The sequence below is a fragment of the Streptomyces sp. cg40 genome, from assembly GCF_050320165.1.
In the GTDB taxonomy this organism is placed as follows: domain Bacteria; phylum Actinomycetota; class Actinomycetes; order Streptomycetales; family Streptomycetaceae; genus Streptomyces; species Streptomyces hokutonensis.
In genome coordinates this window covers 7,028,460-7,052,897 of sequence record NZ_CP190128.1, presented here as the reverse complement: position 1 = coordinate 7,052,897, position 24,438 = coordinate 7,028,460, and the positions used below count along the sequence as shown (strand labels likewise).

The window sequence follows — 24,438 nt, the reverse complement described above, 5'->3', positions numbered from 1 at the left end:
GGACGCCACCGCGCGCACCCCCGCCAGAACCATCGTGCCACCAACCCGGCCCATCTATGCGGCGGGTGACGCATCGTAGGTAGCAAAGGTTCGGAAGAGGAACGTTCGCAGGTCGTTCGAATGATTGGCGGCAGCACACGAACAGGCGTTCCCGGTACGGCTGTTTGCGCCTTTTGTTCGGGATGAATCATGACATCTCAGAAACTTTTCGGACGCGCGTCCGATGGTTTCACCGATTCCCACAGGCAACGCTAAGGTGCCTCAGATGTTCCACGCTGCCACGCCTTCGGGCCAGAACGAACAGAGCAAAAAGAACGAACAGTACGAACAGAACGAACTGCCCAGACACCGCGACGCGTTCTTCGACAACGCGAAGTACCTGGCGATCCTGCTGGTCGCCGTCGGGCACTCCTGGGAGCCCCTCAAGGGCGGCGACAGAGCGCTCCAGGGCCTGTACATGGTCGTGTACAGCTTCCACATGCCGGCCTTCATCGTCATCTCCGGCTACTTCTCCCGGAGTTTCGACCTCCGCCCCGACCGCCTGAAGCGGCTCCTCACCGGTGTCGCCGTGCCGTACGTCGTCTTCGAGATCGCCTACTCGCTCTTCAGCCGGTACGCCAACGACGACCCGCACCAGAAGATCACCCTCCTCGACCCGCTGTATCTCACCTGGTTCCTCTGCGCGTTGTTCATCTGGCGGCTGACCACCCCGATCTGGAAACTGCTCCGCCACCCGCTGCCGTTCGCGCTCGGCATCGCCATGCTCGCCTCCTGCACCCCGGACATGACCGACGACTTCGACCTCCAGCGGCTGGCGCAGTTCCTGCCGTACTTCGTGCTCGGCCTGGTCCTGCGGCCCGAGCACTTCCGGTGGGTGCGCCGGCGCGCGGTGCGGGTGCTGGCCGTGCCGGTGTTCGTGAGCGCGCTCGCCGTCGGCTACTGGGCGGTGCCGCGGATGAACGCCGGCTGGTTCTACCACCACGACTCCGCGCAGGAGTTCGGCGCGCCCTGGTGGGCGGGGCCGGTGATGATGCTCCTGATGTTCGCCTGCTCGCTGCTGCTGACGGCCGGCTTCTACTCCTGGGTGCCGGGCCGGCGGACGTGGTTCACGGCGCTCGGCGCGGGCACGCTGTACGGCTATCTGCTGCACGGCTTCCTGATCAAGGGCGCCGGCTACGCGGGCCTGTTCCACCACACCTGGCTGCACCGGCCGTTCGGCGTGCTCCTCGTGAGCGCCCTCGCCGTCACCGCCGTCACCCTGCTGTGCACCCCGCCCGTACGACGGGTGTTCCGCTTCGCGGTCGAGCCGCGCATGGAGTGGGCGTTCCGGCGGGACGCGGCCGAACCGGCCCGCGACCGGGCGCAGTTCGCGCGGCCCGTCGTACGCGAGAAGGCCAACGCCTAGTCGGGGACGCCGAGTCCGAGAAGTGCGCGCATCCGTGCGTACTTCTCGGTCAGGCGGGCCCGGGTCGCCTCGTCGAGGACGGCGAGGCGGGCCGGGTCCGCGTTGTGCGCCAGGTCCGCCTCCTTCACCAGGAGCGCGCCGGGGGTCCCGAGCACGCGCCCGGCGTACGCCTCCGGGGTCTCCCCCGGCCGCTTGGTGAGCGCCAGCACGATGTCCTTCGTACGGCGGGTCAGCGCGGCCTCGTCCAGCCATCGCCCGGTGAGCGCGTCGTCCTCCACGGAGTCGTGCAGCCAGGCCGCCGCGATCTGTTCGGCGTCCCCGCCCCGCGCCCGCACGCCCTCTGCCACGGCCCTCAGGTGCTCGGCGTAGGGCCGGCCCGCCTTGTCGGTCTGGCCCTCGTGCGCGGCGCGGGCGATGGCCTCGACCTCGGCCACCGTGAGGAGCGGGGTCACGTCGACAGCCCCTGCGCCGACGCCGAGGCCGACGCCGTAGGACCTTCCCGGCAGACCAGGAGCAGGGCGCGGTCGTCGTTGACGTCCTTGGCGACCGCCTCGATGAGGTGCCAGGCGGCGCCGTGGAAGCCGCCGGCGACATAGCGGTCGGCCTCGCCGGTGAGGCGGTCGATGCCCTCGACGATGTCCCGGTCGGAGGTCTCGACCAGGCCGTCCGTGAAGAGCATCAGCACGTCTCCGGGGCGCAGCGAGCCCTTCACGGGGTCGAACTGGGCGCCGTCGTAGACCCCCAGCAGGGGCCCTTCCGCCGCCTTCTCCTCCCAGCGGCCGCTGCCCGCGCTGAGCTGGAGGCCCGGCGGGTGTCCGGCGGAGAAGAGTTCGTAGTCGCCGGAGTCGAGGTCCAGGACGAGGTGGATCGAGGTGGCGAAGCCCTCGTCCCAGTCCTGGCGGAGGAGATAGCCGTTGGCGGCGGGCAGGAAGGCGTGCGGGGGCAGGGAGCCGAGCAGGCCGCCGAAGGCGCCGGACAGGAGCAGGGCGCGGGAGCCCGCGTCCATGCCCTTGCCGGAGACGTCGGTGAGGACCACCTCCATGGTCCGACCACCGTTCGTCCGGGCCGCGACGACGAAGTCCCCCGAGAACGACTGCCCGCCCGCCGGCCGCAGCGCCATCTCCCGGTGCCAGCCCTGCGGCAGCTGCGGAAGCTTGCTCTGCACCCGGATGCGTTCGCGCAGGTCGAAGAGCATGGTGCCGCCGCGCCGCCAGGGCACGCCGACCCGGCTGCGGAACTGGGCGATCAGCAGCCCGAAGAAGCCGCACGCGGCCACCACGAGCACCACGCCCGGGGTCACCCGCGCCGGGCCCTCGGTGTACGGGCCGAGCTTCACCGACTCCACGATCAGGGCGGTGGCCGCCGCCGCGTACAGCCCGAGCAGGCTCGCGGGCCGCAGCAGCAGGCCGCCCGCGACGATCGGCAGGACCAGCGCGGCCGGTGAGAACCACACCGCGTTGGCGAGGGTCGTGGCCGCGATCACCGGGATCGTGAGCAGCAGTCCGGCCAGCGCGACCCAGTCCGAGCCGTCCCCGCGGAAGTAGTCGACGGCACTTCTGCGCAGGCCGGTGCGGACCCGGTGAACCAGCTTCCTCAACCGGGCCATGAACGTGTCGGCCTCCGCGCGCCGCTCTCGTCCTGCTGCCATTAGTTCGGGACCCTATCCATCCGACCAGCCGCTTGGCACGGGAGGTCCCACTTGTCCCCCCTGCGAGGTTCAACTTCACAGTGAACTTCACCAGAAGCCCCTGTGCGGCCACCCGGCGGAAATTCCCTGGCTCGTCCCGCAATGCGCTGATAGGCATGGTCCATGGGGACTGTTGCGAGAAACACGCGGGCCGACCGGACCGAGCTGCGGGTGCTGCGGCGGGACGAGTGGAACACCTGGTACGACGCCCTGATCACGGCGTTCGGCGGGACTCCCGAGTCGGCCGAGGAACGTGAGCTGTGGGACGGGCTCACCGAGGTCGACCGCTCCCTCGGCATCTGGGACGGCGACGCGTGCGTGGGCACGGCGGGCGCGTTCAGTTTCCGGGTGACCGTGCCCGGCGGCGCCTCCGTGCCGGCCGCGGGCGTCACGATGGTCAGCGTGGCCGCCACCCATCGGCGCCGCGGCCTCCTGACGTCCATGATGCGGCGGCAGTTGGACGACGTACGGTCCTGGGGCGAGCCACTCGCCGTGTTGACGGCCTCCGAGCCCGCGATCTACGGCCGGTTCGGCTACGGCATCGCCACGCTGCGCGGCAGCGCCGAGATCGACACCGCCCGGGTGCGGCTGACGGTGCCGCCGGGCACGGAGGACGTACGGCTGCGCTACGCCGACCCCGGCGCCGTGCGCGAGCAGTGCGAGGCGGTGTACGCGCGGCAGGTGGCCGGGCGGCCGGGGATGCTCGCGCGGCGGCCCGGGTGGGAGAACCTGCCGCTGCTGGACCCGGAGAGCGAGCGGCAGGGCACGTCACCGCTGCAGTGCGTGATCGCGGAGCGCGAGGACGAAGTCGTGGGCTACGCGCGCTACTTCGTGAAGCCCGAGTGGGAGGACTCCGTCCCCAAGGGCGAGGTCCTGCTGCGCGATCTGGAGGCGCTGGATCCGGCGGCGTACGCGGCGCTGTGGCGATTCCTCTTCGGCATCGACCTGACGTCGAAGCTGTCGCTGCGCAGCCGTCCCGTGGACGACTCCTGGCAGCATCTCGTCTCCGACCTCCGCCGGTGCGGGCTGCGGCAGCAGGACTCGCTGCACGTACGGCTGGTGGACCTGGGGGCCGCGCTGGAGGCGCGGACCTACCAGACGCCGGTGGACGTCGTGTTCGAGGTCGAGGACGCCTTCTGCCCCTGGAACGAGGGGCGTTGGCGGCTCACCGGCGACGCGAAGGGCGCGTCCTGCAAGCGGACCGAGGAGCCGGCCGATCTCGCCCTGTCCGTACGGGAGTTGGGGTCCGTGTATCTCGGCGGCTTCTCCCTCGCGTCCCTCGCGGGGGCCGGCCGGGTGCGGGAGCTGCGGGCGGGCGCGCTGGCGGAGGCGTCACTGGCCTTCGCGTCGGCGGTCGCGCCCTGGCTGCCGCACGGGTTCTAGAACCGCCTTACGCCCGCTGGCAGTTGGGGCACCAGAACAGGTTGCGGGCGGCGAGGTCGGCGGTGCGGATCTCGCTGCCGCAGATATGGCAGGGCTGGTTGGCGCGGCGGTAGACGTAGACCTCGCCGCCGTGGTCGTCCACGCGCGGCGGGCGGCCCATCGCCTCGGGGGTGTGCTCGGGGCGGACGGTGTCGATGCGGTTGTTGCGGACGCCCTCGCGCATCAGGCCGACCAGGTCGGCCCAGATCGCGTCCCACTCGGCGGGGGTGATGTCCTTGCCCGCGCGGTACGGGTCGATCCCGTGCCGGAAGAGGACCTCGGCGCGGTAGACGTTGCCGACCCCGGCGATGACCTTCTGGTCCATGAGCAGGGCCGCGATCGTCGTACGGCTGCGGGAGACGCGCCGGTACGCCGCGCCCGGGTCGGTGTCGGCCGGCGGGCGCAGGGGGTCGGGGCCGAGGCGGTCGTGTATCGCCCGCTTCTCGGTGTCCGTGATCAGGGCACAGGTGGTGGGGCCGCGGAGATCGACGTACGACGTGTCGTTCGCGAGGCGCAGGCGGACGGTGTCCGTGGGCGGGGGCGCCGGGGCGTCGCCGAAGTTGACCTTGCCGAACAGGCCCAGGTGGATGTGGATCCAGTCGGCGTCCCGGAAGCCGAGGAACAGGTGCTTGCCGTGGGCTTCGGTGCGGGTGAGTTCCGAACCGTTCAGCAGCGCGGCGGCGTCACTGAACTTGCCCTGGGGACTGGTGACTTGCACGGAACCGCCGCTGAAACGACCGCCGTAGTCCAGCGCCAGCCGATGAATCGTGTGCCCCTCTGGCACTACCGCATTTCCTTTCCCACCCGCCCACCCGCCTCGGTCACTCGACGGGTGGGCCTCGAAAAGCCTTCTACTGCTGCGGGTGGTGCGCCGGGATCTCCGGCAGCTCGCCCGTCGTCTCGTACTCCGTCAGCATGTCGATCCGCCGAATGTGCCGCGGGTCCTCGGAGAACGGCGTGGACACGAACGTCTCGACGAACTTCGTCGCCTCGTCGCGCGAGTGCATCCGCGCGCCGACCGCGACGACGTTCGCGTTGTTGTGCCGCCGGCCGAGCGACGCGGTCTCCTCGCTCCAGGCGAGGGCCGCACGGACACCCTTGACCTTGTTCGCCGCGATCTGCTCGCCGTTGCCGGAGCCGCCGATCACGATGCCGAGGGCCTCGGGGTCGGCGGCCGTGCGCTCGGCGGCGCGGAGGCAGAAGGGCGGGTAGTCGTCCTGTGCGTCGAAGATGTGCGGCCCGCAGTCGACGGGCTCATGCCCCGCCTCCTTCAGCCACTCGACGAGGTGGTTCTTGAGTTCGAAGCCCGCATGGTCGGAGCCGAGATACACGCGCATGGGTCGAGTGTGACATGCCTGTTTCGGGGCAGCAGCCCGGGGGCTCGCGCACCCCTCGTACGAGCCCTCGCACGTGATCGCGTGTGCGACACAGCACCCGGTGTGAAGGAACTCCCCCCATGACTGCCCCCAAGACCGATGGTTCCGGCCTCCAGGCAGGTCTCAAGAACCGGCATCTGTCGATGATCGCGATCGGTGGCGTCATCGGCGCCGGTCTGTTCGTCGGGTCCGGTTCCGGCATCGCGACCGCGGGCCCCGGCATCCTGCTCTCCTACGCGCTCGTCGGCACGCTCGTGGTGCTGGTGATGCGCATGCTCGGTGAGATGTCGGCCGCGAACCCCACGTCCGGCTCGTTCTCCGCGCACGCCGACCGCGCGCTCGGCCGCTGGGCCGGCTTCTCGATCGGCTGGCTGTACTGGTTCTTCTGGGTCGTCGTGCTCGCCGTCGAGGCGACCGCCGGCGCCAAGATCCTCGAAGGCTGGATCCCCGCCGTACCGCAGTGGGGCTGGGCCCTGCTCGTGATGGTGGTACTGACCGCCACGAACCTCGTATCGGTGGGCTCCTACGGCGAGTTCGAGTTCTGGTTCGCCGGGATCAAGGTCGTGGCGATCGGCGCGTTCATCGTCGTCGGCGCGCTCGCGGTCTTCGGCGTACTGCCCGGCGCCCACACCGACAAGGCAGGCCTCGGCAACCTCACCGACCACGGCGGCTTCCTGCCGAACGGCCCCGGCGCGATCCTGACCGGTGTCCTGCTGGTCGTCTTCTCCTTCATGGGCAGCGAGATCGCGACGCTGGCCGCCGGCGAGTCGGAGGACCCGCAGCGCGCGGTCACCAGGTCGACCAACAGCATCATCTGGCGCATCGGCGTCTTCTACCTCGGCTCGATCCTCGTCGTCGTCTGCCTGCTCCCCTGGAACGACCCCTCGATCAAGGAGCAGGGCTCGTACGTCGCCGCGCTCGACTCCCTAGGTATCGCGCACGCCGGCCAGATCATGAACTTCATCGTGCTGACCTCGGTGCTGTCCTGCCTCAACTCCGGCCTCTACACGGCCTCCCGCATGGCCTTCTCGCTCGGCGGCCGCGGCGACGCCCCGGCCGCGTTCGCCCGGACGACCTCCCGCGGCGTACCGATGGCGGCGATCGTCGCGTCGGTCGTCTTCGGGTTCGTCGCCGTGTTCTTCAACTACGCCTTCCCGGACACCGTCTTCCTCTTCCTGGTCAACTCCTCGGGTGCGGTGGCCCTGTTCGTGTGGCTGGTGATCTGCGCGTCCCAGCTGCGCATGCGCCGGATCATCGAGCGCGAGTCGCCGGAGAAGCTCGTCGTACGGATGTGGCTGTACCCGTATCTGACCTGGGCGACGATCGCCCTGATCGTGTTCGTCCTCGGCTACATGCTCACCGACACGAAGGGCGAGAGCAGCGGCCGTACGACGGTCCTGCTGTCACTGCTGGTCGCGCTGGCCGTGGTGGCGGTCTCGGTCGTCAAGGAGCGGGTGCGGGGCGGGCGGCCGGCCGCGGTCGCCGCATCGGACACCGACACGGACAAGGTGTCGGTGGGTTAAGGGAGTTCACAGGACGACGAAGCTGTTCTTGACCCTGTCGTAGGTCTTCACGGCCTGGGTCTCCACGTCCGGCCGGTACCAGGTGTTGATCTGGTACGACTTCCCGTCCGCGTCGAAGCCGAGCAGCCGGGCGTGCCAGGGGGTGCCCTTGAGGGTGAAGGTGTACTCCCAGACCACCGCCGGGTAGCCGCGGAACGTCGTGCCGGCGAGCCGGATCTTGCGGTAGTCCTGCCCCTGGTGGGCGTTCCGTTCCGAGGCCTCCCACGTCTGCATCAGATCGCCGCGGGCGAGGGAGGACTTGCCCACGAGTTCCTGGCCGCCGTCCGGTGACGTGTAGTGGACCTCGGCGCCCGTCTTCAGATCCCGCCGCCAGCCGGCGGGCGTCGCCCACGCGAACCCGCCCGCCTCCTGGTGCGTGCCCGGGGGCAGGCTCGGGGGGCGGGAGGTGCCTTCGACGGTGGGCGAGGGGGACGGGGTGGCGGAGGCGGAGGGTTCGGTCGGAGTCGACGAGGCGCTGGTCGACGCCTTCGACTGCGCACCCGTGGCCGTGTCGTCGGACGAGCCGTTCCCGTTCACGAGGATCGCCGCGACCACCGCGCCCACCACGGCCACGGCCGCTGCGGCGATCAGTCCGGTACGGCGGCGGGAGCGGGAGCGGGTGGTGAACGGCTGCGCGGGGCCGGGCAGCCGGGCCGGGTGGGGGCCCAGGTCCCGGCGTGGGCTGTGGGCCGGCTGCGGTGGTACCGGGCGCTCGGCGCGTGCGAGGGAGACGCCTGCCGCCGCCGGACGCTGGGTCGGTATCGGGTTCTCGACGGGCGGGGCGGGATCGGGGTGGGGCTCGGGATCGGGGTGGGGTTCGGGGGCGGGTTCGTGGACGCGGGGATCCCGTGCCGCCCTGATCAGCGACGGCTCCAGGAAGACCGGAGTGGGCGACTCCTGATGGGCCTCGGGTCCCTCCGGCCTCTCGGGCTCCGCCACCAACCGCGTTTCCACTGCACCGAGTTTCTCGGCCTCCGTCGGAAACGCGACCGGGGCAAGCGCCTCCTCCACCTCCTCCAACCCCGGCCGGACCGACGGCTCCTTCTCCAGCAGCGCGGCCAGCACCTCCCGCAACGGGCCTGCGGCGGGCGGGAGTTCGGGCTCCTCGTAGAGCACCGCGTGCAGGGTCGCGAGGGTGGTGTCGCGGGAGAACGGGGAGCGGCCGCCGAGGGCCGCGCAGAGGGTCGCGCCCAGGGACCAGATGTCCGAGGGCGGTCCCTGCGGGCGGCCGGAGATCCGCTCGGGTGCCATGTAGTCGGGCGAGCCGACGAGCATGCCGACCATGGTGAGCGCCTTGGCGTCCTGGATCGCGGCGATGCCGAAGTCGGTGAGCACGACGCGCCGCGCACGGCTCTCGACGAGTACGTTGCCGGGTTTGATGTCCCGGTGCAGGACGCCTCCCGCGTGTACCTGCCGCAGCGCCGCCACCAGCCCCAGCCCGATGCGGGCGGCCTCGCGCGGGCCGATCGGACCGTCCTCCGCCATGATCCGCTCCAGCGAGCGGCCGGCCACCAACTCCATGACGATCCACAGGCGTTCGCCCTCGTCCACGACGTCGTAGACCCGTACGACGTTGGGATGGTCGATCCGCGCCGTGGCCCTGGCCTCGCGCAGGGTGCGCTCGCGGCGGGTGCGGGTGTCCTCCGGGTCGAGGCCGTCGATGCGCATCTCCTTGACCGCGACCTGCCGGTCGAGCATTTCGTCGGCGGCCCGCCACACCCGCCCCATTCCCCCCTGGCCGATGCTTTCGACCAGCCGATATCGCCCGGTCACCAATAGCCCCGGAGTTCCGCCGTCCCTCAAGTTCCCCGTATTCCCCGGCAATCCGCTGCACCCCCACAATGGTCACACTTCATGCCGTACCAGCATAGTGCGGAGAAATCTTGTGGTACCTCTTCAAGTACTGCGAATTCAGGCGCAGTCCAGGGGGATACAGGGGAACGCAAGGGGGACGAACATGAGTTCTCGTCGCGCTACGGCCATCGCGACGGCCATCACAGGATCGCTGCTCACGGCATCTTTCTCGGCGGTGATGATCCTTTCCTTCACCGCTTCGGCGGACGACCAGGGACCGGGAAGCAGCAAGGGCGGAAAGGCGATGGACGCGGCACCGGCGGGTGTGAAACTGACCACGCTCCTGCCGGAGAGGATTTCTGTCGACAACAGTTCGAAAAAGACGGCCATCACCGCCACGGTGAAGAACGAGGGAACCAAGGAGAGCGGCGAACTCAATCTCCTGGTCGTCGGTTTCGACGGCCTCAAGGTCAATGGCGTGCAGGGCTGTTCGGCGATCGCCGCAAAGGATCTGCCGCCAGGTTCGAACAGCGGATTCAAGTGCCCCGTCGGCACGCTCGCCGCGGGGAAGTCGAAGTCGTACGCCGTCGACGCGACGTACGACCTGAGCAAGGCCGGGAAGATCTGTCTGCCGGTGATGTCCGCCGACGGCAAGAAGACGTTCTGGCAGCAGGGCCCGGTCCCGTTCGGTACGACGAACCCGTCGCCGAACGCCCCGGCCACGCCGTTGCTGCTCGGCACCGACAACAAGCCGGTGGCGCCGGGCGGCGACACCCTGCCCAAGACCGGCGTCGGCAGTGACGTGCTGCCGCTGGGCGCGGCCGGGGCGGCACTGATCGCGGCGGGCGCGGCGGGCCTGTACTGGTCGCAGCGACCGCCGAGGCGGCAGGCCGAGCGGGGCTGAGGGGAGCTCGGACAGGGAAGGGCCGGGTCGCGGGAGCACCCGGCCCTTCCTGCCGGCCTCCCCCGGAAAGCCTGACGGCACCTGTCAGGTTATGGAGCCAGCATGACCGCATGAGCCAGCGCACACAGCCCCTCACCCTCCGCCCCACCGACCCCGGCTACGACGCCGAACTCGCCGGATTCCAGACCGGGTTCGCCCAGCGCCCCGCCGTGGTCTTCGGCGCGGCCTCGGCCGACGACGTGATCGCCGCCGTACGGTACGCGGCCGGCGCCGGGCTGCCGGTCGGGGTGCAGGCCACCGGGCACGGGATGCCGGGTGGATCGGAGGGCGGGGTGCTGATCAGTACGCGGCGGATGGACGGGGTACGGGTCGATCCGCGGGCACGGACCGTCCGGGTCCAGGCGGGTGTGCGGTGGGCGCAGGTCGTGGCGGCGGCGGAGCCGTACGGGCTGGCGCCCTTGAACGGGTCGTCGCTGGGCCTGGGTGCCGTGTCGTACACGGTGAGCGGTGGACTCGGCATCCTGGCACGGGAGTTCGGGTACGCGGCCGACCATGTGCGCTCGCTCGACGTCGTCACGGCCGATGGTCGACTCCGGCGGGTGACAAGGGAGTCGGAGCCGGACCTGTACTGGGCGCTGCTCGGCGGCGGGCATGCCTTCGGTGTCGTCACGGAGTTGGAGATCGGCCTCGTCCCCGTGCGGACGCTCTACGGCGGCTCGCTCGCCTTCGACGGGCGGGAGGTGGATCCCACCGCCCTGCTGCGGGCGTACGAGGAGTGGACGCGGACCGTGCCGGACGGGCTGACCTCGTCCTTCGCCGCCGTGCCGTACCCGGACGTCCCGGCGCTGCCGCCGCACCTGCGCGGGCGGTACGTCCTCTCCGTGCGGATCGCGTACACGGGCGCCGACGGCGATCAAGTCGTCGCCCCGCTGCGGGAGTTCGGGCCGGTGCTCGCGGACTCGTTGCGGGAGATGCCGTACGCCGAGAGTCACACGATCCACAGTGATCCGCCGGAGCCGCACGCGTACTACGGCGACAGCGCGGTGCTGAGCGAGCTGGAGGTGGCGCGGGTGGGTGAGGTGCTGGCCCTCGTCGGTCCCGACGCGCCCGGTATGTGTGTCGTCCAGGTCAATCATCTCGGCGGGGCCCTCGCGAAGTCCGCGCCGAACTCGGTGCCGTACCGCGAAGGGCGTTTCCTGGTACGGCTGTTGGCGGTCGGCGACCGGGCGACCGCCCGCGCCCGGCTCGACCCGGCCTTCGCCCTGCTCGCGCCCGTGACGCTCGGCCGGGCGCTCAACTTCGCGTTCGGGGCCGGTGACCGGACCGATGGCCTGTACGACGCGGAGACGCGGAAGAGGCTCGCCGGGCTGAAGTCGCAGTACGACCCGGCGAACCTCTTCCGGCGGAACTACGGCCCTACCGCTGCTTGTTGACGAACTTCCACGCGGTCGCGATGGCGTCCAGCGGCAAGGGCGCACTGAGGGCGTCGGCGTCCTCCGCCGCCTTGCAGTTGGACGCGCACCGGACCCCGCTCTCCGGCGCCGATCAGACGCCGATGCTTTCCTGCGACCTGCTCCGCCGCACAGGCACTACCGCCGCTTGTTGACGAACTTCCACGCGGTCGGGGTCGCGCCCATCGCCAGGGCCGCCTTCAGGGCGTCGCCGAGGAGGAAGGGGGTGAGGCCGGCGGCGATCGCGGCGCTCGTCGAGAGGTCGAGGCTGACCGCGAGGTACGGGACGCCGACGGCGTAGATGATCGCCTCGCCCAGGATCATCGTGCCCGCCATGCGCAGGACCGAGCGGTCGGCGCCGCGGCGGGCCAGGGCGCCGACGGCGGCGGAGGCGAGCAGCATGCCGACGATGTAGCCGAAGGAGGCGCCGCTCCCGTGGGTGCCGCCGGCGAACCACGGCACGCCGGCCAGGCCGAGCAGCGCGTACAGCGCGAGCGAGAGGAAGCCGCGGCCGGCGCCGAGGGACGTGCCGACGAGGAGCGCGGCGAAGGTCTGGCCGGTGACCGGGACCGGGGAGCCCGGCACGGGCACGGAGAGCTGGGCGGCGAGGCCGGTGAGCGCGGCGCCGCCGAGCACGAGGGCGATGTCCCGGACGCGGGAGGCGGGCAGCAGATCGGCGAGGACCTGTCCGGGGCGGGCGGTGGCGACGGCGGTACTCAAGGGGAACTCCGCAGGTTGACGGGGGTACAGGGGGACTCGGTGACGCTATCCCAGGGCCCTTCGGCCGATCACCGTCAGCGCCCGACAAAGGCTTCGGCGCGGACTTGGTGGGCTCCGGACAAAGGATGCCCGCTACACACGATCGGGCGTGATGCCGGTCACGCGGACCCCGTGCCGTCTCGCACACCGGTCACCGTCTGGGCAGCGGTGGACCGTTTTGCTAGCTTCGACCGCATGGTTGCCCAGGCCCGGAACTTCGCGTCGCGTCGCTATGTCGACCTGCGACGCCAGGCCGCGGCGACCTGTTACCGCCCCTGAGGCGGGCGGAGCGGATCCGGTGCGCCTCGAATCGTAGAACGGCGCACTGTCGGACCTGTTCCCGAGGAAGATCCCCATGCCCCGTAACGCGGCACCCCTTCTGCGCTCCCCCGTACCCCGCGCCGCCGACAGCGACCGGCGGCGCACCAACGCGAGTGTCATCCTGCGGTCCGTGCTGGAGCACGGGCCGGTGGCCCGCTCGACCATCGCCCGGCTGACCGGACTGTCCCCCGCGTCGGTGACCGACTACTGCGCCCGCTTCGCCGGACTCGGCCTGATCCATGAGTCCGCCACACCCGAACGATCCGGAGGTGTGGGCCGGCCCCATGTGCCCGTCGACCTGGACGACTCACGGTTCATCGTGGGCGGGGTCCATGTCGCCGTGCCCTATACGACGGTGGCCCTGCTCGATCTGCGGGGCCGGGTGCTGGCCGAGCGGCGCATCGGACACGACACCACCGACCCCGCACGCGTGCTGGCACGGGCCGCCGAAGGGCTGGACGCCCTGCTCGCGGACGCGTCCGGTGCCCTTCCGCTCGGCGTCGGCGTGGCCGCCGGCGGCTGGGTCGACCGGGACTCCGGAACCATCGTCGACCATCCCCTGCTCGGCTGGCGAGAGGTGCCCGTGCGCGAGATCCTCGGCGCCCGCACCGGTCTCCCGGTCCATGTGGACGGCCACGCAAGGGCGTTGGTCAACGGTGAGCGCCTCTTCGGGCGGGCCCGCGGCAGCCGCAGCGTGCTGCATCTCTTCGTCGGCAACGTGGTCGACGCGGCCTTCGCCACCAACGACGAGGTGCACCACGGTCCCCGCTCGCAGGCCGGCACGATCGCGCATCTGCCGCTGCGCGGCGGCACCGAGCCGTGCGACTGCGGCCGGGTCGGCTGCCTCCAAGTCGAGCTGAGCGAACGGACGTTGTGCCGCCGGGCCCGCGAGGCCGGAATCGTCGACGGGGTGAACCCGACCCATGTCGTGGCCGCGGCCGAACGCGGAAACCCCCTCGCCGTACGGCTGTTGACGCAGCGGGCGCGGATGACCGGGCGGGCGGCCGGGCTGCTGCTCGACATCCTCAACCCGGAGACGGTGGTCGTCACCGAACTCGGTGTCATCCACCGCGAGGACTGCCTCCGCGCGCTGCGCGAGGAGGTCGGTGACGCACGGGCGTCCGCTGTCGTGCCGACGAGTTTCCCGGATTCCGTGCTGGCGGTGGCGGGTGGTTCGGTGATGCTGGACGTGCTGTTCCGGGATCCTTTGAGCGTGTCGCCAAGCGTTTCACCGGCGACTATTTAATTCAGAAACTCGGAATGTTGACAGGGAGCGCTCATGACCGGGAACATCCTGGTCATGAGCCTGCAGATGAGTTGTCGCACTTCTTGTTGCTGACCCGTTGACGCGCCCCTGGCGCCGGTCTCATCCTGCCCGCATTTCTCTCTCCGGCTTTCCCCTGCCGTGAATCCCGCGCGCATTCCCGCGTTCCCGCGACTTTTGACCAGGGAGTACTCCCATGCCCAATTCCCGTGCGCCCGGCCTCGACCGGCGGCTCTTCCTCACCTCCGTGCTCGGTGCCGCCGCGGGCATCGCCGGCCTCAGCGGCTGCGCCACGAGCAGTGCCGCGGCCTCGAAGTCGGGGGCCGGTCTGTCCGCCCCGCTCGCCGAGAAGGTGCCGTCCGGCACAAGCCTGAAGATCTCTTCCTACCTCAACACCCAGCAACTCCAGTTCAAGCTGGCGAAGTTGCCCAAGTTGCCGTTCACCGTGTCGAGTTGGGTGAACATCGGGGCCGGTCCCGATGTCATCAACGCGTTCCGCGCCAAGTCCCTGGACCTGGCCAACAACGCGGGCATTCCGCCGATCCAGGCGCACTACCAGGGCTTCGACGCGAAGATCGTCGCGATCGACATCACCCGCAAGCCCAACTACCTCTTCGCGACCAAGCCCGGCAGCGACATCCGCACGGTCGCCGACTTCAAGGGCAAGAAGCTCGCGTTCTCCCAGGGCCAGGCCCAAGGCGTGGTACTTCTCCGGGCGTTGAAGGAAGCGGGCCTGAAGTACGACGAGGTGAAGCTGGTCCCGCTGACCAGCAACCAGTTCCTGACGGCCCTCCAGTCGGGCCAGGTCGACATCGCCCCGCTCGCCAACAGCCAGGCACCGGCCTACCTCAAGCAGTACGAGGCGAAGGGCGCCCACGCGATCACCACCGACGTCGTGGACCTGCTCAGCCTGCTGTGGGCACCGGCCTCCGTGCTGGCCGACTCCGCGAAGGCCGCCGCGATCGCCGCGTACATCCCGCAGTGGGCGCAGGGCCAGGTCTGGCAGTACGAGAACCCGGACACCTGGAACGAGGAGTTCTACGTCAAGACGCAGAACCTGACCCTCGCGCAGGCCCAGTCGGTCACCGCACTCGCCAACAAGCCCCTGTTCCCGCCGAGTTGGGACGAGGCGATCAAGTGGGAGCAGGAGACCGCCGATCTGCTGGCCGAGGGCGGCTTCGTGAAGGACTTCAAGGTGGACTCGCTCTTCGACCGGCGCTTCGAGGACATCGCGGCGAAGGCCGTCCCGGCGGAGTACCGGAAGTGACGGCCATGACGACCACGACGACGACCGTGCCGGTGACGGCTGTCGAGGAGAAGACGGCCGTACGGCGGCGCGGCCGGCGCCGCGGCCTCTCCCCCGGCAAACGCCTGCCCGCCTCCCGGATCATCGGCCCCGCGCTCTTCTTCGCCCTGTGGGCCATCGCTTCCGCCGCCGGGCAGTTGGACCCGGCCGCGATCCCGGCGCCCTGGACGGTACTGCGAACGGCCGGCCGGCTGTGGACGTCCGGCACGCTGCCCACGGACGTACTGACCTCGCTGGAACGCGCCGCCTACGGTTTCGCCCTCGGCCTCACCGCCGGTGTCGTCCTGGCGCTGGTCGCCGGTCTGAGCCGGATCGGCGAGGCCCTCGTCGACGGGACCGTGCAGCTCAACCGGGCCATCCCCACCCTCGGCCTGATCCCGCTGTTCATCCTCTGGCTGGGCATCGGCGAGACCTTCAAGATCGCCATCATCGCGATCGTCGTCTACATCCCGATCTACCTCAATCTGCACGCCGCGCTGTCCGGCATCGACCACCGCTATGTCGAACTCGCCGAGGTCCAGGGCCTGTCGAGGCTCCAGTTCATCCGCCAGATCGTCATCCCCGGCGCCCTGCCCGGCTTCTTCGTCGGCCTGCGCCTCGGAGTCACCGGCTCCTGGCTGAGCCTGGTGGTCCTGGAGCAGATCAACGCCACCAGCGGCCTCGGCTACATGATGTTCCAGGCCCAGAACTACGGCCAGTCCGACGTCATCCTCGTCGGCCTGCTGATCTACGGCGTGTTCGGCCTGGCCTCCGACAGCGCGGTCCGTCTCGTAGAACGGAGGGTGCTGTCATGGCGCCGCACACTCAGCAGCTGACCATCGCCCCCACCGTCCAACTCCGGGGCCTCACACGGTCGTTCGACGGTCGTACGGTCCTCGACGACATCGACCTCGACCTGCCCGCCGGACAGTTCACCGCGCTGCTCGGACACAGCGGGTCCGGCAAGAGCACGCTGCTTCGGGCCATCGCGGGGCTCGATCACGAGGTGGTCGGGAGTGGTCGACTCACCGCGCCCGAACGGGTGTCGGTGGTGTTCCAGGACTCGCGGCTGCTGCCCTGGCGTCGGGTGCTCGACAACGTGCTGCTGGGGACGGAGGGCAAGGAGGCCGTCGCGAAGGGCCGCGAGGCCCTCGCCGAAGTGGGCCTCGCCGGCCGCGAGCGGGCCTGGCCGAACGAGCTGTCGGGCGGGGAGGCGCAGCGGGCGGCGCTGGCCCGGTCGCTGGTGCGTGAGCCCGAACTGCTGTTGGCCGACGAGCCGTTCGGGGCGCTGGATGCCCTGACCCGCATTCGGATGCACGTGTTGCTGCGCGAGCTGTGGGAGCGGCACCGGCCTTCGGTGCTGCTGGTCACGCACGACGTGGACGAGGCGATCGTGCTCGCGGACCGGGTGCTGGTGCTGGAGGAGGGGCGGATCGGGCTGGACCTGGCCATCGATCCTGAAGTGCCGCGGGCGGAGTACCGGGAGCGGTTGTTGGCGGCGCTCGGTGTGACGTCGGATTCGCGGTGACCGTCGGCTGCACGTCCCGCCCGGGGGCTGCGCCCCCGGACCCCCATCGGCCCTGAAGGGGCCTCGTCCTCAAACGCCGGACGGGCTGACTGTACGCACCCCGAACTCCCACTTAAGGAACCTGGCATGCCCCGCCGTCTCCTCCACCTCAACGCCTTCCTCATGAACACCGGTCACCACGAGGCCTCCTGGCGCCTCCCCGAGAGCAACCCCTACGCCCACGTCGAGCTGGACCACTACACACACCTCGCCCGGATCGCGGAGCGCGGCACCTTCGACTCTCTCTTCCTGGCCGACGGACCGCAGTTGTGGAGCAACCTGGCCCAACGCCCGGCAGGCGCCCTGGAACCGCTCACCCTGCTCACCGCACTCGCGACGGCGACCGAGCACATCGGCCTGATCGCCACCGCCTCGACCTCCTACAACTCCCCCTACAACCTGGCCCGCAAGTTCGCCTCGCTCGACATCATCAGCGGCGGCCGGGCCGGCTGGAACATCGTCACCACGGCCGGAGCCGAGGCGGCCCGCAACTTCGGACTCGACCACGAGCCCGCGCACGCGGAACGGTACGCACGGGCCGCCGAGTTCCTCGATGTGGCGCTGAAGCTCTGGGACAGCTGGGAGGACGACGCGATCGTCGCCGACAAGGCGGCCGGTGTGTGGGGCGACGACGCGAAGATCCACCCACCGCGCCACCAGGGGACGTACTTCAGCGTCGAGGGCGCCCTCAACGTCCCCCGCTCGCCCCAGGGTTACCCCCTCCTCGTACAGGCGGGTTCGAGCGAGGACGGCAAGACGTTCGCGGCCCGCTACGCGGAGGCGGTGTTCACCGCGCAGCAGACCCTGGCCGACGCGCAGGCGTTCTACGCGGACCTCAAGTCCCGTACGGCGGCGGCCGGTCGGGACCCCGAGCACATCAAAGTGCTGCCCGGCATCGTCCCGGTGCTGGGCGGCACCGAAGCAGAGGCGCGGGCCAACGAGCGCCTCCTGGAGGACCACATCGTGTACACGCACGGAGTGGACCGCCTGGAGCACCTGCTCCAACTACCGCCCGGAACGCTGGAGTTGGACGCCCAGCTACCCACCGATCTCCCGCCCGAGGACGCCATCGAGGGCGCGAAGAGCCGCTACACCCTGGTCGTCGAACTCGCCCGCCGCGACCGGCTGACCGTACGGCAGCTGATCGGCCGGCTCGGCGGCGGACGCGGTCATCTCACCTTCGCGGGCACACCCGAACAGGTCTCCGACGCGATCGAGACGTGGTTCACGCGGGGCGCGGCCGACGGCTTCAACATCATGCCCGCGGTCCTGCCCTCCGGCCTCGACGCCTTCGTGGACCACGTCGTCCCGCTCCTCCGCTCCCGCGGCCTGCTCCGCACCGAGTACGGCCCGCGCACCACCCTCCGGGAGCGCTACGGCCTCCCCCGCCCGGCCAACCAGTACACCCAACCCGCCTACGCCTGAAGGGACTTCACCATGTCCATCGAGATCCAGAAGGTCACCGCGCACATCGGCGCCCGCGTCTTGGGCGTCGACATCGACAAGCCGCTGGACGCCGAGCAGGTGGCGGTGATCCGCGAGGCCCTCAACGTCCACAAGGCGCTGGTCTTCGACGACGTCCACCTCGACGACGAGGGCCAGGAGGCCTTCGCCCGCCACTTCGGTGACGTCACCACCGCGCACCCCACCGTGCCGGCGGTCGACGGCGCCCCGAACGTGCTGCCCGTCGACAGCGAGCGCGGCCGGGCCAACCACTGGCACACGGACGTGACCTTCGTCCTGAACCCGCCCCAGGCCAGCACCCTGCGCTCCATCACGGTCCCGCCGTACGGCGGCGAGACCCTGATCGCCAGTTCGGCGGCGGCCTACCGCGACCTGCCCGAACCCCTCCGCGCCCTCGCCGACACCCTGTGGGCGGAGCACACCAACGACTACGACTACGCCGTACCGGACGAGGAGATCGACGACGAAAAGGCCGCCCAGCGCGCCCAGTTCACGTCCATCAAGTTCCGCACGGTCCACCCGGTCGTCCGAGTGCACCCGCTGACCGGCGAACGCGGCCTGTTCATAGGCGGTTTCGCGCAGCGCATCGTAGGCCTGTCGAAGGACGAATCCCGCAAGATCCTCGACCTCCTCCAGGCATACGTCGCCCGCCCCGAGAACACCCTCCGCCACCGCTGGTCCCCGAACCAGCTCGTCCTGTTCGACAACCGCATCACCCAGCACTACGCCGTCGACAACTACGACGGCCGGCCGCGCCGCCTCAACCGCGTGACCGTCGCCGGTGACGTCCCGGTCGGCATCGAGGGCAAGGAGAGCTACTCGGTCGAGGGCGACGCCTCGCACTACACCTCGGTGGCGGAGTAGCCACACAAACCCTTGTCGCTGATAGATTGTAGTTGCAAGTCATGTGCAACAAGAGGTCCGGAGGGGATCGATCCGTCATGCCCGTCTACACGCTGCCCGACCTGCCCTACGACTACTCCGCGCTCGCCCCCGTGATCAGCCCCGAGATCATCGAGCTGCACCACGACAAGCACCACGCGGCCTACGTCAAGGGAGCCAACGACACGCTGGAGCAGCTGGCGGAGGCACGCGACAAGGAGCAGTGGGCCTCGGTCAACGGCCTGGAGAAGAGCCTCGCCTTTCACCTCTCCGGCCACATCCTGCACAGCGTCTACTGGCGGAACATGACCGGCGAGGGCGGCGGCGAACCCCTGCGGGCGGACGGCGTGGGCGAGTTGGCGGACGCGATCACCGAATCCTTCGGCTCCTTCGCCGGTTTCAAGGCCCAGCTCACCAAGGCCGCAGCCACCACCCAGGGTTCGGGCTGGGGCGTACTGGCCCACGAACCGCTCAGCGGCCGCCTCATCGTCGAGCAGGTCTACGACCACCAGGGCAACGTCGGCCAGGGCTCCACCCCGCTCCTGGTCTTCGACGCCTGGGAGCACGCCTTCTACCTCCAGTACAAGAACCAGAAGGTCGACTTCATCGACGCCATGTGGGCGGTGGTCAACTGGCAGGACGTGGCGGCGCGTTACGAGGCCGCGAGGTCCCGCCGGACGATCCTGCCCGTCTGACCCCATGAGACGTCCTGCCTCGTGATCGTCTTCTCACCTTTCACGCGGGCAGGCGGACGGGACGGCGGTCCCCGCGAGGACGTGACTCGCGGGGACCGCCGTCCGGCACATCGAGCGACAACAGAGCGAACTCCCCCTCCCCCACACGAACTTCACTCACCGCCGCGTTCCGCAGCCGCGGGAACACCCGCCGGTACTCACCCAGCGGAATCGACAGCGCCCGGCACAGCGCCAACCGCAGCAGGGTGTTGTGGGCGACGACCAGAACGCGCCGACCGGAGTGCTCGGCGGCGATGCGCCGCAGGGCGGCCGGCCCTCCACCACCCCGAAGTCGCATTCACGCAGGCCGGGTTCGGTGTGGGGAGTGAGGTGCAGCGCGCGAGCGGCGGGCACCGCCGTCAGCACCGCCTGTGACAGCGGGGACGTCCAGACCGCGTCGACCGGATGCGCGGCGGCCCACCGGTCGTCGCCGGGATGGTTGATGGGTGACCAGCCCACCCCCATACGCCTCCGACAACCACAACACCTTGGGCAGCGCCCAACTCGTCTGCACGCCCACCCGCGCCGCCTCCCACCACTCGCCCGGATCCTGCTCGTGCCGCACCCCGTCCCGCCGTCCGGCCAGCGGAGCGGTGCCGGCACCGAGGACCGCGCCGTCGGCCGACACCACCATCGCGCGGACGCTCTGCGTCCCCAGGTCGATGCCCAGCCACGCCCCGCCGTCGCCCTCGAACATCATCCGGACCTCCCACAGGGGTTACGCATTCGGCATTCCCCGTTCATCGTGGCAAAGAGGGAGGGAGCCCCACGATGACGGAGACCCTGCGTGTCGTCGCCGCCGGTGACCATTTCGTCCTGCCGTCGCTGATCACTTCCGCGATGGCCGAGGAACTGCGCGAACACCCCTTCACCGTCAGCGAGTTGACGCTCGGCTGGCCGCTGGAACCCTTCGGGCGGGTAGCCGAGGTCGAGGAGGCGAGCGACGCCGAGGACGAACTGATCGGCGCCCTGCGAAGCAGCCACGCGCAGGTACTGGTCACCCAGATGGGCCCGGTCACCGAACGCGTCCTCACGACCTGCCCAGATCTCCAGTTGGTCGTGGTGTGCCGGGGCGGACCGGTCAACGTCAACCTGGACGCGGCCAAGACCCACGACGTACGGGTGTGCTTCGCCCCCGGCCGCAACGCCGCCGCGACCGCCGAGTTCACCGTGGGCATGATGCTGGCCGCGCTACGCCGCATCCCCCAGGCACACGAACTCCTTACCGGACAAGGGAGTTGGGAGCAGGGAGCCACCTACTACACCTACGAGCACAGCGGGCTGGAGCTGGAGGATCTGCCGGTCGGCCTCGTCGGCTACGGCGCCGTCGGCAGCCGCGTCGCCCGCGCCCTCTGCGCATTCGGCGCCCGCGTGATGGTGTACGACCCTTATGTGCACGGCGAGATCCACGGACTGCGCGTCGCGACGCTGGACGAACTCCTGCGCCGCTCCCAGGTCATCACCCTGCACGCCCGCCTGACCCCCGAGACCCGCGGCCTGATCGGCCCCCGCGAGCTGGCACTGCTGCGCCCCGGCGCGGTAGTGGTCAACGTCGCGCGGGGCCCCCTCCTGGACGAGGAGGCACTGTGCGAGGCCCTGGAGAGCGGCCAGTTGTCGGCAGCGGCCCTCGACACCTACACCCACGAGCCCTTGCCTCCCACATCACGCCTGTTCGGCCTCACCGACAGGCTGATCCTGACCCCTCACCTGGGCGGCGCCTCCCGAGCCGTAGCCGAGAAGGCGGCACGAATAGCAGCAGAGGAGGTCGGCCGCTGGACACGAGGTGCTTCTCTCGCACACCAACTCCGGTGAGAGCCCACCAAGTTGTCCTGTCCCCACGACACCGGCCGAGAGGGAGCCGTAGGGGCGCGCCGGTGTCGAGAGTCCCAGCGCGCGGAGGCGCGCAGCGCCGAGCACGGTGGGGCTCTCGACACCGGCTTCAGGCGCCCCGAAGGCGACCGAACCAAAAGAGGTGCGCGCGAACGGCGCCTTCTCAACGCCGCCCGACCTGAGCAACACCACTCAACAGGGGGTCACCCATGTATGTCGGAATCGATGTCGGCACCTCCACCGTAAAAGCCGCCGCCTTCGACCCCACCGGCCGTCAACTCGCCGTAGCTTCCCGCCCGGTGGAGCTGTCGATGCACGGCGGCCACGTCGAGCAGGACATGGACGAGGTGTACGCCGCGGTGGTCGCCGTACTGAATGACGTCACCTCGGCCACGGAAGGCCCCATCGAACTGGCCGGCCTCACCGCCCAAGGCGACGGCGTCTGGCTGACCGACACCACAGGCCGCCCCGTGCACCCGGCCGTGTCCTGGATGGACGGCCGGGCACTCGAACTCCTCGACCAGTGGCTGGCGGACGGAACCTTCGAGACGGTGTTCCGTCGCACCGGCAGCGCGATGTTCCCGGGCTGTCCGGGCCCGGTGCTGGCGTGGTTCGAGGCACACGAGCCGAAGGCGCTGGACGCGGCGGCGCATGCCATGTTCTGCAAGGACATGGTCTTCCACCGCCTCACCGGGGCGCCTCCCACGACCGACGTGTCGGACGCGTCGATGCCGTTCCTCGACCCCAGGACACGCGCGTACGACAACGGTGTCGTAGAACTCCTGGGCCTGACCCGCCACCGGCGCCTGCTGGCCCCGGTCAGCGACCCGGTCGCGACGGCGGTCGCCCGCGGCGAGGGACTCCCCGCAGGCACCCGCGTCGCGAACGGCCCCTACGACCTCCCCGCCTGCGCGCTCGGCGCGGGCGTGACGGAACCGGGGGACGGCCTCCTCATCGTCGGGACCTGCCTCGCCAGTCTCGTCGCGACCACCGACCTCGATCTCTCCGGCGAGCCGGCCGGCCTGTACATCTCCCTCGACCGCCCGGGGCACTGGCTGCGCGCGATGCCGGCGATGGTCGGTACGGCGGCACTGGACTGGGTGCTGTCGACGACGGGCGTCCGGCACGAGGAGGTGGACGCGCTACTGACCGCGACCCCGCCCGGAGCGAACGGGGTGCGGGTGCTGCCGTACTTCGCGCCGTCCGGCGAGCGCGCGCCGTTCGTCGAGCCTCGCCTGCGGGCCGAACTGACCGGTGTCTCCCTGGAGTCGACGCCCGCCGATCTGATCCGGGCGACCTGCGAGGGCATCGGTTACGCGGCCCGGCACTGCCTGGAGGCGGCGGGACTGACGGGATCCCTCGCGGTGTGCGGCGGCGGTACCCGCAGCCCCGCCTGGATGCGGCTCCTCGCCGACGTCCTGGGCCGGCCGCTGCGGGTGGTCGAGGGCGAGGTGGGGGCGCGGGGCGCGGTGCTCGCGGCGGCGGAGCGATACGGGGTTCCGCTGGACGCGGCGGTCTGGACGCGGCCGACGGAGGTGGTCGAGCCGGACGCGGGGCGGGCGGCGTACTACGCGAAGGGGTACGAGGATCATCTCGCGCGGCTGAAGGCGGCGCGGGGGCGGGAACGCTAGGACCTTTCCGTGGGCCTAGGACCTTTCCGGAGGGCGGCGGACCGGCTGCGGCCCGGCCCCGTCGGCGTCTACGCTCGCGGGGCCGGGCCGATGGACTGCCGGCGTCGTCTGGTGTGGAGGTTCTGGAGGTTCGACATGGTGCACAAGAGGTGCCCCGGCTGCGGCCCTGGCCCGCTGCGGGAGTTCTGCGACCTCGACGACAAGGAGAAGGCGTTCGTCCGCGGGGAGAAGAAGGACTTCGCCCCCGAGGCGTACATACGCTGTGCCGTCCCGGGGTGCAGGCGCTATCAGCGGCGCCTCAACTGGCGGGACGGCGGCTTCTTCCCCGAGCCGGACAAGTGAGGACCGGACCTACAGGTTGCTGAAGTCCGGCCCCTTCGTACGCGACCGCTTGATCTCGTAGAACCCGGGAACAGACGCGACCGCAACAGTCCCGTCCCACAGGCGTGCGGCCTCCTCGCCCTTGGGGGCGGGGGTGACGACCGGGCCGAAGAAGGCGATCTGCTCGCCGTCGGGGCCGGGGACGGCGATGACGGGGGTGCCGACGTCCTGGCCGACCTTGTCGATGCCCTCCTTGTGGGAGGCGCGCAGTTCGGCGTCGAACTCGAAGTCCTCCTGGTCGGCGTAGTCGATGAGGTCGGCGGGCAGGCCGACGTCCGCGAGCGCGCCGGCGATCGCCTCGACGGTCGGGCCCTCGCCGTTGTTGTGGATGCGGGTGCCGAGCGCGGTGTAGAAGGGGCCGAGGGCGTCCGAGCCGTGCTTCTGCCAGACGGCGGTGACCACCTTGATCGGCTTCCAGGCCTTGGTGGCGAGCAGCTCGCGGTACTCCTCGGGCAGCTCGTCGAGCTTGGGCTCGTTCAGCACCGCCAGGCTCATGATGTGCCAGCGGACCTCGATGTCGCGGACCTTTTCGACCTCGAGCACCCACCGGGAGGTCATCCAGGCCCACGGGCACAGCGGGTCGAACCAGAAGTCCACGGGGGTCTTGGCGGTCTCAGACATGGCGCTCCTCGGAATACGGCCGTTTCCCCACCGCAACACCGCCCCTCGCCACCTCATTCCCGGGTGCCCGCGGTCAGGGGCGCATGGCAGGATCGGCC

General features: G+C 70.5%; 22 protein-coding genes and 2 pseudogenes. 15 read left to right on the top strand and 9 right to left on the bottom strand.

Annotated features, from left to right (window positions below):
* Positions 1 to 265 precede the first annotated feature (265 nt).
* Positions 266 to 1,405: an acyltransferase family protein gene (locus tag ACQHII_RS31735; protein WP_427922487.1), complete on the top strand. Its 1,140-nt coding sequence runs from the start codon at positions 266 to 268 to the stop codon at positions 1,403 to 1,405.
* Here the strand turns inward: ACQHII_RS31735 and ACQHII_RS31730 are convergent.
* Complete coding sequence (locus ACQHII_RS31730; protein WP_427922486.1) at positions 1,402 to 1,857, bottom strand: HD domain-containing protein; 456 nt, start codon at positions 1,855 to 1,857, stop codon at positions 1,402 to 1,404. The genes ACQHII_RS31735 and ACQHII_RS31730 overlap by 4 nt on opposite strands.
* Positions 1,854 to 3,053 carry a PP2C family protein-serine/threonine phosphatase gene (locus ACQHII_RS31725; RefSeq protein WP_427922485.1) on the bottom strand — a complete coding sequence of 400 codons (1,200 nt, stop codon included), beginning with the start codon at positions 3,051 to 3,053 and terminating at the stop codon, positions 1,854 to 1,856. Before ACQHII_RS31725 ends, ACQHII_RS31730 begins: the two co-directional genes overlap by 4 nt.
* Positions 3,054 to 3,215: 162 nt before the next feature.
* Here ACQHII_RS31725 and ACQHII_RS31720 point away from each other — a divergent pair, with 162 nt between their 5' ends.
* Positions 3,216 to 4,475, top strand: a complete 1,260-nt coding sequence (locus ACQHII_RS31720; protein WP_427922484.1) for a GNAT family N-acetyltransferase — start codon at positions 3,216 to 3,218, stop codon at positions 4,473 to 4,475.
* Positions 4,476 to 4,482: 7 nt separating this feature from the next.
* Here the strand turns inward: ACQHII_RS31720 and ACQHII_RS31715 are convergent, their stop codons facing one another.
* On the bottom strand, positions 4,483 to 5,298 hold the full coding sequence (locus tag ACQHII_RS31715) for an Fpg/Nei family DNA glycosylase (RefSeq protein ID WP_427922483.1): 816 nt from the start codon (positions 5,296 to 5,298) through the stop codon (positions 4,483 to 4,485).
* A gap of 67 nt (positions 5,299 to 5,365) precedes the next feature.
* Complete coding sequence (locus tag ACQHII_RS31710) at positions 5,366 to 5,851, bottom strand: ribose-5-phosphate isomerase (RefSeq protein WP_427922482.1); 486 nt, start codon at positions 5,849 to 5,851, stop codon at positions 5,366 to 5,368.
* 119 nt (positions 5,852 to 5,970) lie between these two features.
* Between ACQHII_RS31710 and ACQHII_RS31705 the strand changes: the two genes are divergently transcribed.
* Positions 5,971 to 7,413 (top strand): amino acid permease, encoded by a 1,443-nt coding sequence (locus ACQHII_RS31705; protein ID WP_427922481.1) that lies wholly within the window; start codon positions 5,971 to 5,973, stop codon positions 7,411 to 7,413.
* Positions 7,414 to 7,419: 6 nt separating this feature from the next.
* Here the strand turns inward: ACQHII_RS31705 and ACQHII_RS31700 are convergent, their stop codons facing one another.
* Positions 7,420 to 9,180, bottom strand: a complete 1,761-nt coding sequence (locus ACQHII_RS31700) for a protein kinase domain-containing protein (protein ID WP_427925453.1) — start codon at positions 9,178 to 9,180, stop codon at positions 7,420 to 7,422.
* A gap of 229 nt (positions 9,181 to 9,409) precedes the next feature.
* Between ACQHII_RS31700 and ACQHII_RS31695 the strand changes: the two genes are divergently transcribed.
* Together ACQHII_RS31695 and ACQHII_RS31690 are read left to right on the top strand one after the other, a co-directional pair.
* Positions 9,410 to 10,150, top strand: coding sequence for an LPXTG cell wall anchor domain-containing protein (locus ACQHII_RS31695; protein ID WP_427922480.1), 741 nt, complete (start codon positions 9,410 to 9,412; stop codon positions 10,148 to 10,150).
* Positions 10,151 to 10,260: 110 nt separating this feature from the next.
* Positions 10,261 to 11,583 (top strand): FAD-binding oxidoreductase, encoded by a 1,323-nt coding sequence (locus tag ACQHII_RS31690; protein WP_427922479.1) that lies wholly within the window; start codon positions 10,261 to 10,263, stop codon positions 11,581 to 11,583.
* Positions 11,584 to 11,739: 156 nt separating this feature from the next.
* Here the strand turns inward: ACQHII_RS31690 and ACQHII_RS31685 are convergent, their stop codons facing one another.
* Entirely contained in the window at positions 11,740 to 12,321 is a 582-nt protein-coding gene (locus tag ACQHII_RS31685; RefSeq protein ID WP_427922478.1) for a biotin transporter BioY, read from the bottom strand.
* Positions 12,322 to 12,715: 394 nt separating this feature from the next.
* Here ACQHII_RS31685 and ACQHII_RS31680 point away from each other — a divergent pair, with 394 nt between their 5' ends.
* The 7 genes from ACQHII_RS31680 to ACQHII_RS31650 all read left to right on the top strand — a co-directional run bounded on the left by ACQHII_RS31680 (position 12,716) and on the right by ACQHII_RS31650 (position 19,838).
* A complete protein-coding gene (locus tag ACQHII_RS31680; RefSeq protein WP_427922477.1) occupies positions 12,716 to 13,927 on the top strand; it encodes an ROK family protein in 1,212 nt (403 codons plus the stop codon).
* 214 nt (positions 13,928 to 14,141) lie between these two features.
* The gene (locus tag ACQHII_RS31675; protein WP_427922476.1) at positions 14,142 to 15,212 is read left to right on the top strand and encodes an ABC transporter substrate-binding protein; all 1,071 of its coding nucleotides are present in this window, start codon (positions 14,142 to 14,144) and stop codon (positions 15,210 to 15,212) included.
* 5 nt (positions 15,213 to 15,217) lie between these two features.
* On the top strand, positions 15,218 to 16,066 hold the full coding sequence (locus ACQHII_RS31670; protein ID WP_427922475.1) for an ABC transporter permease: 849 nt from the start codon (positions 15,218 to 15,220) through the stop codon (positions 16,064 to 16,066).
* On the top strand, positions 16,042 to 16,758 hold the full coding sequence (locus ACQHII_RS31665) for an ABC transporter ATP-binding protein (RefSeq protein WP_427922474.1): 717 nt from the start codon (positions 16,042 to 16,044) through the stop codon (positions 16,756 to 16,758). Before ACQHII_RS31670 ends, ACQHII_RS31665 begins: the two co-directional genes overlap by 25 nt.
* A 126-nt stretch (positions 16,759 to 16,884) precedes the next feature.
* The gene (locus ACQHII_RS31660; RefSeq protein ID WP_427922473.1) at positions 16,885 to 18,222 is read left to right on the top strand and encodes an LLM class flavin-dependent oxidoreductase; all 1,338 of its coding nucleotides are present in this window, start codon (positions 16,885 to 16,887) and stop codon (positions 18,220 to 18,222) included.
* 12 nt (positions 18,223 to 18,234) lie between these two features.
* Positions 18,235 to 19,125 carry a TauD/TfdA dioxygenase family protein gene (locus ACQHII_RS31655; RefSeq protein WP_427922472.1) on the top strand — a complete coding sequence of 297 codons (891 nt, stop codon included), beginning with the start codon at positions 18,235 to 18,237 and terminating at the stop codon, positions 19,123 to 19,125.
* A 77-nt stretch (positions 19,126 to 19,202) separates the two neighbouring features.
* Positions 19,203 to 19,838 carry a superoxide dismutase gene (locus tag ACQHII_RS31650; RefSeq protein WP_427922471.1) on the top strand — a complete coding sequence of 212 codons (636 nt, stop codon included), beginning with the start codon at positions 19,203 to 19,205 and terminating at the stop codon, positions 19,836 to 19,838.
* Positions 19,839 to 19,878: 40 nt separating this feature from the next.
* Here ACQHII_RS31650 and ACQHII_RS31645 read toward each other — a convergent pair.
* Positions 19,879 to 20,426, bottom strand: a pseudogene (locus ACQHII_RS31645) (histidine phosphatase family protein).
* Positions 20,314 to 20,577: pseudogene (locus ACQHII_RS31640) on the bottom strand (FGGY family carbohydrate kinase); the annotation flags it as partial. The pseudogenes ACQHII_RS31645 and ACQHII_RS31640, both read right to left, overlap by 113 nt.
* Before the next feature lie 71 nt (positions 20,578 to 20,648).
* Between ACQHII_RS31640 and ACQHII_RS31635 the strand changes: the two are divergent.
* The 3 genes from ACQHII_RS31635 (at position 20,649) to ACQHII_RS31625 (ending at position 23,680) form a co-directional block, all read left to right on the top strand.
* Positions 20,649 to 21,689 (top strand): 2-hydroxyacid dehydrogenase, encoded by a 1,041-nt coding sequence (locus ACQHII_RS31635; protein WP_427922470.1) that lies wholly within the window; start codon positions 20,649 to 20,651, stop codon positions 21,687 to 21,689.
* A 227-nt stretch (positions 21,690 to 21,916) separates the two neighbouring features.
* Complete coding sequence (locus tag ACQHII_RS31630) at positions 21,917 to 23,338, top strand: FGGY family carbohydrate kinase (RefSeq protein ID WP_427922469.1); 1,422 nt, start codon at positions 21,917 to 21,919, stop codon at positions 23,336 to 23,338.
* Positions 23,339 to 23,473: 135 nt separating this feature from the next.
* The gene (locus tag ACQHII_RS31625; protein ID WP_427922468.1) at positions 23,474 to 23,680 is read left to right on the top strand and encodes a hypothetical protein; all 207 of its coding nucleotides are present in this window, start codon (positions 23,474 to 23,476) and stop codon (positions 23,678 to 23,680) included.
* A 9-nt stretch (positions 23,681 to 23,689) separates the two neighbouring features.
* Here ACQHII_RS31625 and ACQHII_RS31620 read toward each other — a convergent pair whose 3' ends face one another.
* Positions 23,690 to 24,340 carry a disulfide bond formation protein DsbA gene (locus ACQHII_RS31620; RefSeq protein WP_427922467.1) on the bottom strand — a complete coding sequence of 217 codons (651 nt, stop codon included), beginning with the start codon at positions 24,338 to 24,340 and terminating at the stop codon, positions 23,690 to 23,692.
* Between the last annotated feature and the right edge of the window lie 98 nt (positions 24,341 to 24,438).